General features: G+C 72.0%; 8 protein-coding genes. 1 reads left to right on the top strand and 7 read right to left on the bottom strand.

Annotation, left to right across the window (positions count from 1 at the left end; all coding sequences use genetic code 11):
• Positions 1-9 precede the first annotated feature (9 nt).
• From AC4BGC_RS20580 to AC4BGC_RS20550, 7 genes are all read right to left on the bottom strand, one after another.
• On the bottom strand, positions 10-4,935 hold the full coding sequence (locus AC4BGC_RS20580) for a hypothetical protein (protein ID WP_490557451.1): 4,926 nt from the start codon (positions 4,933-4,935) through the stop codon (positions 10-12).
• The gene (locus AC4BGC_RS20575; protein WP_490557450.1) at positions 4,932-7,781 is read right to left on the bottom strand and encodes a hypothetical protein; all 2,850 of its coding nucleotides are present in this window, start codon (positions 7,779-7,781) and stop codon (positions 4,932-4,934) included. Before AC4BGC_RS20575 ends, AC4BGC_RS20580 begins: the two co-directional genes overlap by 4 nt.
• Complete coding sequence (locus tag AC4BGC_RS20570; protein ID WP_490557449.1) at positions 7,781-10,999, bottom strand: DUF6603 domain-containing protein; 3,219 nt, start codon at positions 10,997-10,999, stop codon at positions 7,781-7,783. Before AC4BGC_RS20570 ends, AC4BGC_RS20575 begins: the two co-directional genes overlap by 1 nt.
• A 155-nt stretch (positions 11,000-11,154) precedes the next feature.
• Positions 11,155-12,522, bottom strand: coding sequence for a GntP family permease (locus AC4BGC_RS20565; protein ID WP_490548697.1), 1,368 nt, complete (start codon positions 12,520-12,522; stop codon positions 11,155-11,157).
• Between the two features lie 75 nt (positions 12,523-12,597).
• Positions 12,598-12,729, bottom strand: coding sequence for a DUF1905 domain-containing protein (locus tag AC4BGC_RS20560; RefSeq protein ID WP_490557448.1), 132 nt, complete (start codon positions 12,727-12,729; stop codon positions 12,598-12,600).
• A 45-nt stretch (positions 12,730-12,774) separates the two neighbouring features.
• Complete coding sequence (locus AC4BGC_RS20555) at positions 12,775-13,251, bottom strand: cupin domain-containing protein (RefSeq protein WP_490557447.1); 477 nt, start codon at positions 13,249-13,251, stop codon at positions 12,775-12,777.
• Between the two features lie 118 nt (positions 13,252-13,369).
• A complete protein-coding gene (locus tag AC4BGC_RS20550; RefSeq protein ID WP_490557446.1) occupies positions 13,370-14,197 on the bottom strand; it encodes a hypothetical protein in 828 nt (275 codons plus the stop codon).
• A 183-nt stretch (positions 14,198-14,380) separates the two neighbouring features.
• Between AC4BGC_RS20550 and AC4BGC_RS20545 the strand changes: the two genes are divergently transcribed.
• Positions 14,381-15,061 carry a TetR/AcrR family transcriptional regulator gene (locus tag AC4BGC_RS20545; protein ID WP_490557445.1) on the top strand — a complete coding sequence of 227 codons (681 nt, stop codon included), beginning with the start codon at positions 14,381-14,383 and terminating at the stop codon, positions 15,059-15,061.
• The last annotated feature ends 91 nt before the right edge of the window (positions 15,062-15,152 follow it).

Genomic DNA, 15,152 nt, shown 5'->3' with positions numbered 1-15,152 from the left:
GGGCGTTCCTCAGGTCGTGAACAGCGGGTAGGGCTCGAGCCGGACCCGGGACGGGCCCGAGGACTGCAGCCAGATCGTGGGAGCCAGTGACTGCAGCTCGCCGAGGTCCTCCAGGTGGGCGGTGCGGGCGTGCGCCAGCTCGCGGGTCTCGGCCAGGATCTGCAGGACCAGCTCCTCGTCGATCCGCTGCCGCGGCCGCGGCGGCACCGCCAGCAGGATCGCCTGCGGGGCACGTGCCGCCGGGGCGTTGAAGCCGAACGCCGCCGAGGTGCTGCGCTGGGGCATCGGGACCGCCTCGGAGAAGCTGTCGACCAGCCCGACGGCGACCCGCTCCCCCGTCCAGGCGCCCGGCGTGCCGTACGCCGCGACGAACCGCCGGTCCACGTCCAGCCCGGTCACCGACCCGTCGGCGCGGACCCTGAGGTTGTCCACGACCGTGGCGGTCAGGAACGGGTCGCCGGGCGAGCTGGACCAGGCGTCCAGCGGGGTGCCCAGGCCGAGCTGGAGCGCCTCGAGCCGGGCGAGCGCCGGCCGGACGGGCGCCACCACGGTCAGCCAGGACTCGGCCAGCGACGGCTCGGTCGCGCCGACCTCCAGACCGGTGTCGGCCACCAGCGCCTCGCGCCGCCAGCTCGCCGTGACCGCGAGCCGACCCTCGGGCAGCGCCAGGTCGGCGATCGCCGCCGCGAGCGTTGGCACTCCGTCCGGCCGCTGCTCCCGCTTGCGCTTCTCGTGGTCGGGGAGCGGCGCGGCGAGCTCGCCCACGGAGACGAGGTCGGCCGGCTGCGGCGCCGCGTCCAGCCGCTCCTCGAGCGCCGTCGCGACCGCCGCTGCGAGGTCGGCGGCGGGAGTCGCGTCGTCCGGCGGCGTCCGGCCGAGCAGCGCGGCATACAGCGCGTCCCGGTCGGCGCGCTCGCTGACCGGGGTCACCCCCCAGGCCAGCGCCCGTCGGAGCAGTGCCGGACGCGTGTCGTCGTCGGCCGCGCGCAAGTCATTGACCAGGCTCCGGCCGGTGACGTGCAGCGCGGTGTAGCGGGCGGCCAGCTCCTGGTAGATCTCGGCGTCGATCCCCTGCTGCGTGGCCGCGTCCTGGACCAGGTCGCGGCCGGCGGCGGGCCGGTTGCCGAACCCGCTGGCGAGGTGGCGGGTCCGGAGGAGCTCGGCCGGCGAGGCCACCACGGGATCCACCAGGCCGATCAGCCGACGCAGCCGCCGGTGGACCTCGGCCGGGTCCATCGCGTCGGCCTGCTCCGCGGTGAGGCCGAGCGTCGCGAGGTCGGCCCAGGTCTGCGGGTTGCCCCGCGCGTCGGTCAGCACCCACAGCCGAAGGTCGGCCGGCGTCGCCTCCTCGACGACGCTGTCCGGTGGCGCCCCGAGATGCGCGCGGACCAGGTCGGGCACGGTCCCGGTAGGCATCCCGGCCAGGGTCGACGGCATGAACGGCAGGTCCACCGAGTGCACCCGGCCGAGCTCGGCGCCGCCGCCGTCGCGCACCACCCACTCCCGGTTGTGGTCCTCGGTGACGACGGTCTCCGGCAGGTCAAGCCGGCGCCGGACCAGCTCGGCCAGGAACTCCTCGGACAGCGCGAGCGTGTCCGTCGGGGTGAGGCCGAGGTCGACCAGCGTCACCAGGGCGAACTCGGTGCCGTCGTCCCGGTCGGTGACCCTCCAGGTCCACGCCCCACCGACCGTCTGCTCCACGAACGCCGCCAGCGACGGGTCCGCGAGCCGGACCGGGCCGGCGTCGAGCGGGACGTCGTCGAGATCGACGTGGGGCACGGTGGCCAGCACCATGCTCTGCACCTGGTAGCCGGACGGCGGCGTACGCAGGAACTCGAAGGTCGGCGGCCGCGAGAACCCCGCAGCGGCCTCCATGGTCTCGGCGGCGCGATCGACCTGCCGGCCGACCAGCTGCATCACGCCGTCGGCCATCAGCAGGTCGCCGTAGGTGTCGAGCGCGTCGTGCAGCGTCTGCAGTGCCGTGGCCTGGTCGGGGTCCAGCGGGAACTGCGGGTCGCCGGACAGCAGCCCGGCGAGGGCGTCGATGCCGTTGCAGACCTCGTGGGGGTCCCGCCGGTCCGGGCGCATGGCGTACGCCGGGCTGGTGCGCAGCTCCTTGACCCGCTGGTGGTCGCCGACGACGTTCTCGACGTGCCGGCCGACGATCTCGTAGACGTGGAAGCCGAGCCGCACCTCCTCGGCGATCTCCTCGGCCAGCCGCGCGGTGCGCGAGCCGATGTCCATCTCCCACGGGTTGCGGCCACCGTCGTTGGCGGCGCCCTCCCGCTCGGAGGAGAGGAACTTGTCGCGCAGGACCACCGCCGCCAGCGTCTGGTTGTACGACGGGGTGTGCAGCCGCCCCGCGGCGGTGGGACCCGGTTCGCCGAGGAACGGGCCGTCGACCCAGCCGTAGGCCCCGAGCCGGTGCTGGTGGCGGCTGCTGGCGCTGTGCGCCTGGAGGCGCTGCCAGGCGAACCCCGTCACCCAGGGGTCGATCCGGTGCGCGGCACTGTCGATGGTGGCTCGCAGCGCCCGCTCGAGCTGCGTGCGGCGGGCGTCGGGGATCGTGATCGTGAAGCGCCGCTCACCGGTGTCGGGGTCTCTGTCGTCGATGCTCCAGTCGGGCTGGTCGAGCTCGTGGGTCAGCGCGCGCGTGGCCTCGACCTGGCCGCGCAGCGCGCGCAGGGCCAGCTCGCCGCCGACCTGGCCCCGCAACCAGTCGGCGTCGATCTGGCAGGCGTGGGTCAGCAACCGGATCAGCAGGCTGTCGGGCAGGGAGCGGAGCTGCCACTCCCCGTCGCGGTCGAGCACCCACCAGGTCGCGAACACCTCGGTCAGGTCCATCGGCCCCTCCGCGTCGAGCAGCAGCGACAGGAACCGGGTCAGCGCCACCCGCCCCGGTTCCTCGCGGTTGCGCTGGCGGCGCAGGGTCCGTGACGGCTGCACCAGCGGGAGCCGGCTCGTGCGGGCGTGGCCGTTGCTGAGGTACGTCGTCGACGGCGACGTCGCGAGCAGGCCCTCGACCCGGCCGTAGAGCCGTCGGGAGAGGTCCTCGAACTCCTGGAGGGCATCGGGACCGAGCTGGTAGGGCAGCACCCAGGCGGAGACGGGCAGGAAGGAACGGTGCGCGAAGCGCCGGCTCGACGCCTCCCGGCTGAGCAGGTCCATGAACCGCTCGCTGCTCGCGCCGACGACGTTGCCGCTGCGTCGCGCGGCGGCGGCCCACTCACCACGCAGCCCGGCCAGCGCCAGCGCGGCACCCTCCTCGACCCGGGCCTGCTCGGGGTCCGTGGTCGCGGGGTCGGTGCGCCACTCCTCCAGCGCGGTCACCGGGAGCAGGCCGTAGGGCTGGTCGCCGACCCGGACCGGCATCAGCGGCCCCTCGGGACAGAAGCGCGAGTCACCCAGCAGGACGGTCGGGTCCTCGGGGTCACGGTGAAGCACGTCACGGATCTCCTCGACCGAGGGCACCACGTCGTCGACCGGGGGAAAGGCCCACTGGTTGATCCGGAAGGCGTCGTCGGTCACCTCCCAGACGTCGGCCAGCCAGTGCCCGAGGAGCGGCGGCCACAGCGCCTGCGCCATCCGCCTGCTGTCCTGGGTGTCGTCGGGGGAACCGGCCCCGGGGAAGGACGGCAGCACCCCGCTGGACCCGGTGAGGTGCTGCTCGATGGTGCGTCCCACCGTGTCGTCGCGGCTGTGGGACAGCCGTGCCCGCGCCACCGAGCGCCAGCCCTCCGCGTCGAGCGCGAGGTCTGCCGCGGGGGCGCCGTGCACGGTGTTGGTCGGGGCGCCCAGCCGGAGCACCCCGAGCTCACCGGCGTCGACCAGGCCACGGAGGTGCTCGTCGGGTGCCTCCTCGCCCAGCCCCACGACGTACACCGCCTCCAGGGACTCCGGGGTCAGGCCAGCGTCCAGCAGCCACTCGCCGGCCAGGCCCACCTCGACCGCCGTGCTCCACGACGCCCACCAGGTCTCGCGCGCACGGTCGGCCTCGTCGGGGAGCGGGATGGTCAGTGCGTCCGGGAGGATGGTGGCGTCGGGATCCATCGGCAGCCGGCCGACCCGGTGGCGCGACGAGTCCGTGGTCACCGCCCAGATCGACAGCTCCTCCGGCAACCCGCCGACCCGGTTGGGCTGCGGCTGGTGCGGCATGTACGCCGGCGGTTCCAGCACCAGGTCCTCCCCCTCGATCACCGGCTCGAGCACGCTCACTAGCCAGGCCGCACGCTCGGGGGCGACCTGCCGGCACAGCTGCTGCCAGGCGATGCCGGCGGCCTCCGAGTCGAGCCAGGACGGGTCATAGGCCCCCGGGACACGGGCGGCCTGCCAGAAGGCGCGCACCACGGAGAGCTCCCCGGCGCTGACATGGGCGTCGTCACGGCGTACGGAGACCTCGTCGGGCACCACGCGCAGCGAGAGCTTCCACCGGTCCGGGTCGTCGTTGAACGCCGACCCGGGCGCGTCGAACAGGGTCTCCAGTCGCACCGGCAGCAGCACGCCGACGTCGTCGAAGGGGTGCGGGTCGCCCTCGGCGTCCAGCCACGCCGAGGTCGCCGCGTGCACCAGCTCGGCCAGGATCGCCTCGTCGCCGTCGACAGCCCGGCGGACCTGGTCGAGATAGTCGGCGGGAGGCCGCGCCGCACCGGTCCACAGTCCCTCGACGGCAGCCGCCTGCGCATCGGTCAGCGACGCGCGGACCTGCAGGGCCACCAGGACCGGGTCGGCGTCGACGGCCTCCTTGAGCCCCTCGGTCCGGGCCCACAGCCAGTCCTCCGCCACCGCCTCCAGGGTGTGGTCCGCGACGGTCCAGTCCTCGGCGGTGAGCGCGCCCTGTTCGCGTTCGAGGCGGGCGCGCACCTCGTCGGGAGGCTGGGCGGCGAGCGCCTCGAGGACGCGGGCAACACGCAGGTCGCGGTAGGTCTCGGTGGTCATCCCAGGCCCGCCTGCTTCAGCGCGCGGCCGCTGATCGCGACCCTGGTGGGCTGGTCGAGCGCGGTCTGCGCGAGCGTCGCGGCGTTGGTGGGGTCCAGGGGCCCCAGTGCCTCGTCGTTGCGGAAGCGGAGCTCAGCCGGTGGCTCGTCGAGCACCAGCCAGTACTCCTCGAGCGTGCTGGGCCTGACGTCGAAGGTGAAGAAGACCAGCTCGGGGGTCAGGGTCCCCGCGAACACCGGGCCGAAGTGCTTGCGCCCGGCGCGCCAGGCTTCCTCGTCCGGCGTACCTTCGGGCATCTCCAGCTGGGGCGGCTCGGACAGCAGCGCGTCGACGTCGTCGCCCGGGTCGGGCCTGACCAGGTAGACCAGCGTGGCCGGGTAGCGGCGGAACAGGTCGCTGCGGAAGGTGAGCACCAGCCGGCTGCCCGATGGGTTGGCCGGATTCGGCTTGATCGTCTGGTGGCTCAGCGCCCCCACCGGGTCATCGGGGGCCTTGGCCCACTCGGCCAGCGGCTCGATGTCGGCCCTGCGGACACGCTTGGCGTAGTCGACCTGGCCCCAGAACATCCGCAGGGGCGTGCAGGTGCGGGCGACCGCGAGGTCGCGCCACCGCATCTCGCTCATGAACTGGGTGTTGATGCCGACCATGAAGGCGTCGACGAACGCGGGGTTGGTCTGCAGGGCGGTGACGGAGTCCTTGTCCAGGGAGTCCGCTCCCGGGAGCAGCCACTCCCGGTCGTACTGCTTGAGCAGCCCCCAGGTCGGGAAGTCCAGCCCGATCGGGTACTCGGTCGGGGCCAGCGTCGTGCAGTCGACGCCGACCAGCCTGCTGCACAGCCGCACCTTGGCCGGCGGTCGTGGCCCGCGCGGGTCGACGGCACCCGAGACCACGCCGGAGATCCCGACGAGGTCGATGGGACGCTGCGTCTCGATCTCCGGGCCGGGCGTGTGGTCCACCAGGTCGTTGCAGGAGAAGCCACGTCGCGGTCGCCTGCCGACCAGCTCCCAGCAGGCGCGGCTGGCCATGCAGTGCCGGATCGCGAGCCGCAGCAGGTCGTGGAGCTCGAGCCGGGGGCCGTCCTCGGCCAGCACGTGCTCGAGGAAGGCGAACAGCGATCCGCCGACCTCGGCGCCGATCTGCTCCAGGATCTGGCCGCCCTCGCAGGGCAGGCCCCGCTCCTCCAGGCGTGACTGCAGCAGCTGCCGCAGCTCGGAGAACAGGGGTTCGGCGAGCTCGCTGCGCAGTCGCTGGGGGTCCTCTCCGTTGCGTACGCCGTCGCGGTACTTCTCGCGGTAGGCGTCGAGGAGCTCGTCGACCTGCGTCATCACCTCGTCCAGCCAGGCGTCATCGAGCTCGAAGAGCTCCTCCACCGGCCGCAGGCCCAGCTGGGCGGCAACCGCGTCGACGTGCGGCACTCCCTCGGGGGCCCGGTCGATCGGCGGTTCCGGCTGGTTGGCCCACGACAGCGCCGCCTTCCGGTCGACGCCTCCGCCTCCCCCGTCGCTCAGGTGGCGGGTGGTCGCCGTACGGTCGCGGAGGAGGCGTTGGGCCGCGCTCGAGAACAGGCCCGGCACGAGCGGGCTGGTGCCGGAGGTGACCCGCGAGAGCACCGTGCCGCCACCGGCCGCGGGCAGCCTCGCCGTCATCGGTCCCAGCACCGCCAGCCGGAGGTGCGGGTCCTTCGGCAGCCGGCGGTCCCAGAGCCGGCCGCCCGCGGTGAGCCCGAGCGCGAGCTGACCGATCCGCTGCCCGGCCTCGCGCAGCGCCCCCGCCTGCGCGACCGCGGCGTCCATCAACGCCTCCTGTGCCTCGACCCCCATCCAGACCCCGAGCCCGGCGCTCGCGCGGAACCGCGGGTCGTCGTTGAGGTCGTGCGGCCAGCCCACCTCGGCGGCGTCCGGGTCCGGCAGCCAGTGCCTGCCGTAGTGCGGCAGGCCGATGGTGCCGGCGACCTCGTCGTTGAGGAGGTCGAGGTCGGCCATCACGGCCTCGATCACCTCGGGCTGCACGGTCTCGGGCTGCTGCAGCGAGGTGATCGCTCCCCGGACCTCGAGGGTCGCGTCGACGTCGACGCCGTCCTCGGTCACGCGGCGCCGGTAGTGCAGCCTCGCCTTGCCGACGTCGCGGGCCGGCGGCACCCGCAGCGCGGCGGCGAGCGTCTCGAAGTCGCCTGCCTCCGCGGTCCAGAACCGCCACCAGTGCAGGGCCGGGAGGCTTTCCCGCGCCCCGAACTGACGTTCCCCGGTCGAGGTCCACATGTGCTCGCCGGCGTCGTTGAACGTGGGCACCAGCACCGCGACGTACTCGCGTTGCGGCAGCAGTCCGTCGGCGCCTGGCTCGGTCCCGCGTGGGGAGAGGATCCGCGCGATCGGGCCGGTACCGGCGTCCTGGGTGTGCGCCCAGCGGTGGGAGTCCTCGAGCGGGTGCGCGAGCAGGACGCTGTCCTCGACATGGGTCACCGTGCCCGCCTCGACCCGGATCTCCTCGGCGGTGCCGACCAGCAGTGCCAGCCAGGGAAGCAGCTGGTCCCCGCTGGTGGGGCGCGGGGTGTAGCGCCAGGGCAGGTCGGCGTCCCACAGGTCGAGGTGGACCAGCTTGGTGGTCTCGGCGTCCCGGGCGAAGGCCGCGGGCGCCAGGTGCTTGACCGCACCCGGCTTGAGCCCCCCGATGTCGGCGGCGCCCATCAGGGTGAAGGGTGCGTCGCCCGTGGCCGCCTGTCCGGTCGCCTGGTCGGTGAGCGTCAGGCTCAGCCTGCCGGACAGCCTCGGGCTCGTGCCCTCCCGGACGGCACGGTCGAAGATCTCGTTGCGTTGCCAGCTGGCGAACCGGAGCTCGTCCGCGGCCATCACGCCACGCCCGCGAGGTCGACCGCCGGGACGGCGGTGGCGACGGTGGTGCCGCCGGTCCGTTTCGCGAGCCCGAAGGCCTGTGCCTCGTTGAGCGACTCGGCGTACAGCCCTCCGTCCTGTGCGGAGTGCACGTCGAAGCTCTCCTGCTGCACCGCGACCTTCGGCTCCCCCGGGGCGAGGACCGCACCGTGTCCGCGCTCTCCGAGCAGGCCGGCCAGCGCGGCTCCGACGTAGAGGTTGCCCAGGATGGGCAGCTTCAGCAGCGAGGGCAGCTTCACGAGGTGGAGCTTGATCGGAGCGGAACGCTCGGCGCCGCGGCGTACGGCGAGAGAGCCGACCCGGAGACCGGACTGTTGCTGCACGAAGCGGCTGGTGTTCAGCGCCTCGGAGTCGCCCATCTTCAGGTAGGTGCCGACCCCGAACCAGTCCTGCTCGGGGTGCTCCAGGGAGCCGAGCCCGCTGCTGACCAGCAGGGTGTGCCAGCCCTGGAGGTTCACGCCCTCCACCTTCTCGATCGCCAGGTTGAGGGGAGCCCGCTTCTGCTCCCAGACCAGCTGGCCGACCGGGGAGACCAGCTTGTCGGCGCCGGAGTGCGGCGCGAACACCACCGCGGGGTCCTCGCCCTCCATCCGCAGGTTGTCGGGGCTGATCAGCTCGCCGTGCAGGTGGGCGGGGAGATCGGGGATCGTCACGACCTGCTCGGGCGGGTTGCTGCTCAGCTCGATCGTGACGTTGCCGGAGACCTTGACGAACAGCAGCCGCACGCTGGCCCGCGCCTTGAGCACCAGCGGCCCCGGACCGCTCAGCTCGCCACCGACGTGCACGCTGCACAGCGAGACGCCCGCGACCTCGACGTCGAAGCCGGCGTCGACCTGGGCGACGAAGTAGAACGGCTTGAACTGGATCAGCGCGTCGAAGCCGAACCAGCCGTGCGCGGAGATCGGCCCGATCTCGATGCCTGCCTCGGTGCGGGAGCCGAGCTGGAAGGTGTTGGAGGTGATCGCGAGGTACATCTCCTGCTTGAGCCAGACCGGTCCCAGCGAGACCGAGACCCCGACCCGCGCCACCTTCGGCAGCTCCATCGCTCCGGGGTTGAAGGACGGGTGGAACCCCCCGACGGTGAACAGGAAGTAGCCGTTGTCGCCGTACGCGATGCGCAGGGCCACGCCCCCGGTGATCCGGAAGATCCCCAGGACGTGGGAGTTGATGAGCGCCGCGTCGAAGAAGACCAGCGACTTCGTCAGGTCGACCCCACCGACGAAGTCCATCCGCAGGTAGACCAGCGCGAACTCCTCCGAGCCCAGCACGAGCCGGGCCGACCCGGCCAGGAAGATCTTCCGCGGCCCGGGCAGCTCGATGAACACACCGAGGTCCAGCTTGAGGATCGAGGCCCAGTTGAGCTGCAGGGTGGGGCCGACCAGGAAGACGCCGGCCTCGTCGGGGAAGAACCGCGCCATGTCGCCCAGCAGCCTGGGCGCGTTCTTCATCGGGTCGTCGTTGAACAGCACCTCGCCGGCAGCTCCGCTGGCGAGCCGTTCCCGCAGTACGTCGGTGTCGGCCCGGCGGTTGATCCCGACCAGGCCGCCGAACCCGGAGACGGCGAAGCCGAAGCCGAGCTGGACCCCGGGCAGCGGCAGCCGGATCCCGATCAGCACCACGACCGACGGGTCGCCGCCGGGCAGCGCCTTGTAGAGGCCGTAGGCGAACGCGCCGATCCCCAGGATCTTCAGCTGCAGCCCCCCGGCGAACTCGTCGGCGCTGATGATCTTCAGGAAACCGGCGCCCTCGACCGGCCCGGCGTTCAGGCTCAGCCCGATCCCCTGCGGCGGCAGCAGTCCACCGGTGCCGTCGGTCCAGCGCCCGATCCAGGCCCCGGCGCCGTCCATCACCGCGGACAGCGGGCCGAACTCGGCGTTCGCGCTGTAGCGGAACAGCAGCCGGAACAGCAGCCGGCCGTCGTCGACGGTGAGGTCGAGGTGGGTCACCACCTGGTCGAGCTCGACTCCGGCGCCGGCACCACCGACGCGCAGGTCGATCGGCGTCGCGAACTCCATGCTCAGCCCGACCGCACCCGCCTCGGACTGGCCGGTCAGCCCCTGGCCCTGCGCGTAGCTCACCCGTACGTCGGAACGGAACCTCAGCAGGCTGGGGACCTCGAGACCGAAGCTGACGAAGTCCAGGAAGTCGGGCTTGAGGACGAACTCGATCCCCTCGAGCGCCAGCACGACGTCGAACAGCGGACCGCTGGGTCGCAGCCGCAGCCCCACGCGGACCGCCTTCACGGCCAGGTGCGTTCCGGCAAGGTCCCCGACGAGGAGCGCGTTGGCATCGCCCGGCTGCTTGCCGATGAACAGCGCGAGGTCGCCGCGGGGCACGGACATGTCGAGGTGGTCGGCGTCGAACCGGATCCGGTAGTGGTGGTCGCCGGAGTCGCCCGGGGCGAACGTCAGCACCCAGTCACCGCCGAGGTCGACCTGCCTGGTCGCGAACAGCTCGACGTCGGTGAGCAGGAGGTCCACGGCGAAGTCGCGGAGCCGGTCGAAGGCGTCCGGGCCCTCGACGGTGATCGCCCCGTCGGCGCCGTCCGGGACGGGCGGCGCGGGGAGCTCGTCGATCCTGAACGGGTCGGGCACCGGCAGCGGCAGCTTGACCGGCGAGTTGACCAGGCGGCGCACCAGCGCGAGCAGCTCATCGGAGCTCACCCCGGGCACACCGTCGAGGGGCAGGCCGGCGAAGCCCTGCTGGCGGTACTCCAGCGCCAGCAGCGTCTTCGGGGACGTGATCAGCAGCAGCACCAGCACCTGGAGCGCCTTCACGTCGTCGAGCTTCTGCACCTTGCCCAGCAGCAGCGTCAGCGCAGCGTCGCCCGGCTGGGAGAGCAGGTCGTCGAGCCTGTCCTTGCGGATCCGGAACGCGGCCGGCGTCGCGCCTTCCCACTCGATCTCGACGACACCGACCAGCGTGAGGGCCTCGGCCAACCGAGGGAAGCTCATCTGCACGGCGCGGACGACCAGGGTCTCGCGGAGGCGTTCGTCGGAGATCAGCGCACGAAGCTGGTTGACCCACCGGTCGATGCCCGCGCCGCTCGGGTCGACGCTGACCGCCATCAGCTCTTCGATCCGGGGGCCGAGTGTGGCGATCAGGGGCGGTGGCGGTGGGTCACCCTCGAGGCTGCTCCTGAGCAGGCCCGTGACCGACTGGAGGAGATTGGCCAATTGCCTCCACCCTTGCCCTCGGATCGAGCATTCCCCGTCGGCTCACCGCGCGGTGCAGCACCGCCGGATGTCGTGTCCCTCATGAGGACTATCGACCTGCGGCGTGCACCGCGCAAGACCCGGCTAGCCAGGAGGGGCCCGGGCAGCGGTTCCGCTCAGGTGGCCGCGGCCACCAGGCTCGCCACCAGCACCAGGGGCAGCGAGACGATCGCACCGAGCGACGTCGCCAGGGTCAGGGTCTTCAGACTGCCCTTGGTGGAGAGGTCGAGCAGGGTGGTGAACATCCAGAAGAAGTTGCTGTTCACGTGCAGCGCGAACATGGCCCCGGAGGCGATCGCGAGGGCGATGACGACGGGGTCCACCCCGAGCGAGCCGACGACCGGGGAGATGATGCCCGCCGCGGTGATGGCGCCGACCGAGACCGATCCGATCGCGAAGTGAAGCACCGCCGCGATGGCCCAGGCCAGCAGGATGCTGATGATCACCGGCGCGTTCTCGTCCGCGGCGAACAGGTCCTCGAGCCGGGCGCCCATGCCGCTCCCGGCGATGACCGCGCCGAGCGATCCGCCCACTCCGGTGACGAGGAGGATCTCGCCGGTGGTGTGGAAGCCGGCCGTGAGGACCTTGCCGACACCGTCCGCGCCCACGGACGGGCGCACCATGAAGAACGCGATCAGCAGCCCGAGGAACAAGGCGATGTTGGCATCACCCAGGAACGTGATCACCGGGTTGGATCCCCCCGCCAGGTTCACGATCGCCCCGGTCGCGATCAGCACCAACGGCACCAGGATCGGCAGCAGACGCACGCCCAGCGGTAACCGGGCTGCCCTCTCGGCCAGCGGGACCCGGTCCGTCTCGTCGACGGGACGCCCGTCCTCGACGACCACGTCCGGGTCGAAGTCGGTCTTGTCGTTCCACAGCCCGCGGCCCAGCAGCACCCGGAACAGGAGCGTCGTGATCAACGCGGTGAGCAGCCCGATCGGCAGCCCGTAGAGCAGGTAGGTGCCGAGCGGGACGTCCATCAGGCCGGCGATCGCGACCGCCGCGAGGCCGGGCACCACGAAGACGTAGCCGGAGAAGATGCCGACGCCCATGGCACCGGCCAGCCACGGCAGGCCGTGCCTGCGGTCCACGGCCGGCGCGGACTCCTTGGCCATCGGCGCGGCGAGTACGACCTGTACGTCGACGTAGATCGAGGGGAAGATCACCGCCAGCGTGCCGGCCATGGCGTACGGCAGGCGGCGACCCACCCGACGGGCGAGGATGTCCACCAGGTCGCGGAAGGTGCCCATGGCGTGCAGGAGCGCCCCAATGAGCACGCCGAAACCGATCAGCAGGCCGACCTCGGCCATGATCTCACCGAACCCGCCGGTGATCGCGGTGACCGTGCCCTCGGCGCCCTGGGTGGTGGCCAGCCCGAGGTAGACGCACGCCAGCAGCAGCGAGATCACCGGGTCGACCTTGAACCTGATGATCAGCACGATGGCGGCGAGGATCGCGATCGCGGAGTGCAAGATCTCCATGGACGGCTCCGTCTGTGGCAGGTGTGACGGACCCCACGCTAGGGGACGCGCTGCCTGTTCGGCGGGACTCCGCGCCTAGCGTCGCCCCACGCGCAGCGACACCGACAGCACCAGGTCGATGTCCTCAGCCCTGCGCACCGCGTCCCTGAGCGGCAGCGGGTAGACGCCGTCCTTGGGGAACAGCCCGGTGGTGAACTCGAAGTCCATCTCCGACATGGGAGGTCGGGCCCGGTCGGACATGGTCAGACCCGGTCAGGCATGGTCGTCCGAGGGCACCTCGGCGGGCTGCACCGACCAGCTCGGCGGCTTGTCCCGGCCGGCTTCCTCCTCGCGCTCTGCGTCCGCCGAGGTTTGCTGGACCTTGTCCGCCGCGTGGTGGACCGGCGCGTAGACGGTGTAGAGCCGCATCGGCTCGTCACCGATGTTGGTCACGTTGTGCCAGGTGCCGGCGGGGACCATGATCGCCCAGCCGTCCTCGACCTCGCGCTCGAAGTCCAGCTGGTCCTTGGCCGGCCCCATCTGCACGCGACCGCGGCCGGCGTCGAGCCGCAGGAACTGGTCGGTCGCCGGGTGGGTCTCCAGGCCGATGTCCTCGCCGACAGGGATCGACATCAGGGTCACCTGGAGGTACTTCCCCGACCAGGCGACGTCTCGGTAGTTCTCGTTCTGCCGCGTGGCGGTCTCGAGGTCGAAGCTCTGCGGGTCGGGTCCGATGTCCTTCATGGTCACGTCGCTCTCCTGGTCGCTGTCCTGCCCTGCCTGATGTCCTGCGCTGCTGGTCTCTCCACACTCCCAGACGCGCACGGCGCAGCCAATGGCATGACTGCGGCTCCCCACCCGGCCCAGCTCAGTTGATCGTGATCGTCGGGACCTGCTGGAACCCGCTGAGCAGGCGGTACTGGCGTCCGACGGTGTCGAGGTACCGCTGGGTCGGGTCGAGTCCCCGGTCCCAGGCTCGCTTCCAGCTCGCGGCGCAGCCGGCGGCGCCGCCCGTCGTACGCGACAGCTCGGCGGCGAGGTCCTCCTGGAACGCGTCGGCATCCCGCGCGTAGGTGTCCGCGAACCGGTAGGCGCTGGAGGTGCACGACGCCAGCGCCACCCGGGCCGGGGTCTCCTTGCGGCGCAGCGCGGCGGCCCACACCTCCTGGCTGTAGGAGCGGACCCGGTCCACGCCCTCGGCCTGTGTCTCCCAGGCGACCGTGTAGGCCTTGTTCAGCGACCACGAGACCTTGTCCGACGCGCTGGAGAGCAGCACCACGTCCTCGGGCAGCAGCAGCAGCGGACCGTCGAAGGTCTCCCGGAACACCACGGACTCCAGCGACCAGTCCAGCCACCGGGCCCTGCCTCCCCCGTCCTGCAGCGTCCACACGTCGCCCCCGACGTTGTGCAGCCACACCGACCCCGGTTGCTGCTCACTGGTGCAGGCGACGACGCCGACCAGGTAGTCCCGCTGGTCCCCGGCCGTCGTGGTGACCGCCTGCGGCTCCGGGTACGCCGGGTTGATGCAGTCCGCACGCGCCGGCGACCAGGTCGTCGCTCCCGCCGCGTCGGTCTCGCGCGTGGAGCCCCCGGCGGCCTCCTTGCCGCTGTCGTCACTGCCGCAGGCGACGAGCAGTCCGAGGCAGCACACCAGGGCGACCGCGAAGGTCCAGAGCCGGGCGGGCACGGCCTGCATGGCATTCCTCCGTCGCGATGGTTCGGGCGTTGATCGACTCCTCTGCAACGTCCCACGCTGCCTCGACGCCCTCAAATCCGGGGTGGCGCGGTCTAGGGGACCCAGCGGTCGCGGGCACCCCCCGGGACCCGCTCCGGGCACTCCGCACACGTGTGTAACCCACTGTTGCACTAGAATCGCGGCATGACTGACACGCGCAGCTCGACCCGGCAGCCGGCAGCTGTCCGTCGTCGCGCCCGCGAGCGGGAGATCCTCGCCGCCACCCGGCAGCTCTTCGACGAGACCGGCGTCCGTGACGCCCAGATCGAGGACATCGCCCGCGCGGTCGGGGTGAACCGGGCGATCATCTACCGCCACTTCAGCGGCAAGGAGGAGCTCTTCGCGCTCACCCTGGTCAGCTACCTCGAGGACCTCGAGACCAGGCTGAAGGCCGCGGCCGCGCGCGAGGACACTCCGATGGCGCGACTGGTCGCGGTCACGGAGGAGTTCGTCGACTTCGGCCTGGAGTTCCCCGCGTTCGTGGACTGCGCACAGACGCTGATGCGTCGCCCCGGTCCCGAGCTGCTCGAGGAGATCAGCGAGAGCTCGCTGTTCCGGCTCGGCCGCGGCATCTCCACCTGCCTGACCCAGCTCAGCGACGTACTCGACGCAGGAACCGCCTCGGGCGAGTTCTCCGTCGGTGACTCCACGCTGCTGGCCAACCACATGTACGCCAGCGCCCTCGGCGCCCTCCAGCTCGCCCGCGTCGGCATGCTCGTCAAGGAGTCCGCCCCCGGCATCCCCGCGATCTCCCCCGTCTCAGCAACAGAGGTACGCCGCCTCGTGGTCGCCACCGCCCGAGCCCTGGCAACGAACCCCAACTGACAGCTCGACGGCCCACAGAATCGCCGAGACGTCGCATCTGAAAGAGCACTCCTCTTTCAGATGCGACGTCTCGGCGGGTTTCTGGGTTTCA

Source organism: Nocardioides sp. Z38_18, assembly GCF_058215695.1.
Note: the sequence above shows the minus strand (reverse complement) of the source record. Positions and strands in the feature narration are given on the sequence as shown.

Bases quoted from the DNA above. Each gene is read 5' to 3' on its own strand.
- AC4BGC_RS20575 (WP_490557450.1), bottom strand. From the start codon at position 7,781: ATGGCCGCGGACGAGCTCCGGTTCGCCAGCTGGCAACGCAACGAGATC.
- AC4BGC_RS20580 (WP_490557451.1), bottom strand. From the start codon at position 4,935: ATGACCACCGAGACCTACCGCGACCTGCGTGTTGCCCGCGTCCTCGAG.
- AC4BGC_RS20560 (WP_490557448.1), bottom strand. From the start codon at position 12,729: ATGGACTTCGAGTTCACCACCGGGCTGTTCCCCAAGGACGGCGTCTAC.
- AC4BGC_RS20550 (WP_490557446.1), bottom strand. From the start codon at position 14,197: ATGCAGGCCGTGCCCGCCCGGCTCTGGACCTTCGCGGTCGCCCTGGTG.
- AC4BGC_RS20565 (WP_490548697.1), bottom strand. From the start codon at position 12,522: ATGGAGATCTTGCACTCCGCGATCGCGATCCTCGCCGCCATCGTGCTG.
- AC4BGC_RS20545 (WP_490557445.1), top strand. From the start codon at position 14,381: ATGACTGACACGCGCAGCTCGACCCGGCAGCCGGCAGCTGTCCGTCGT.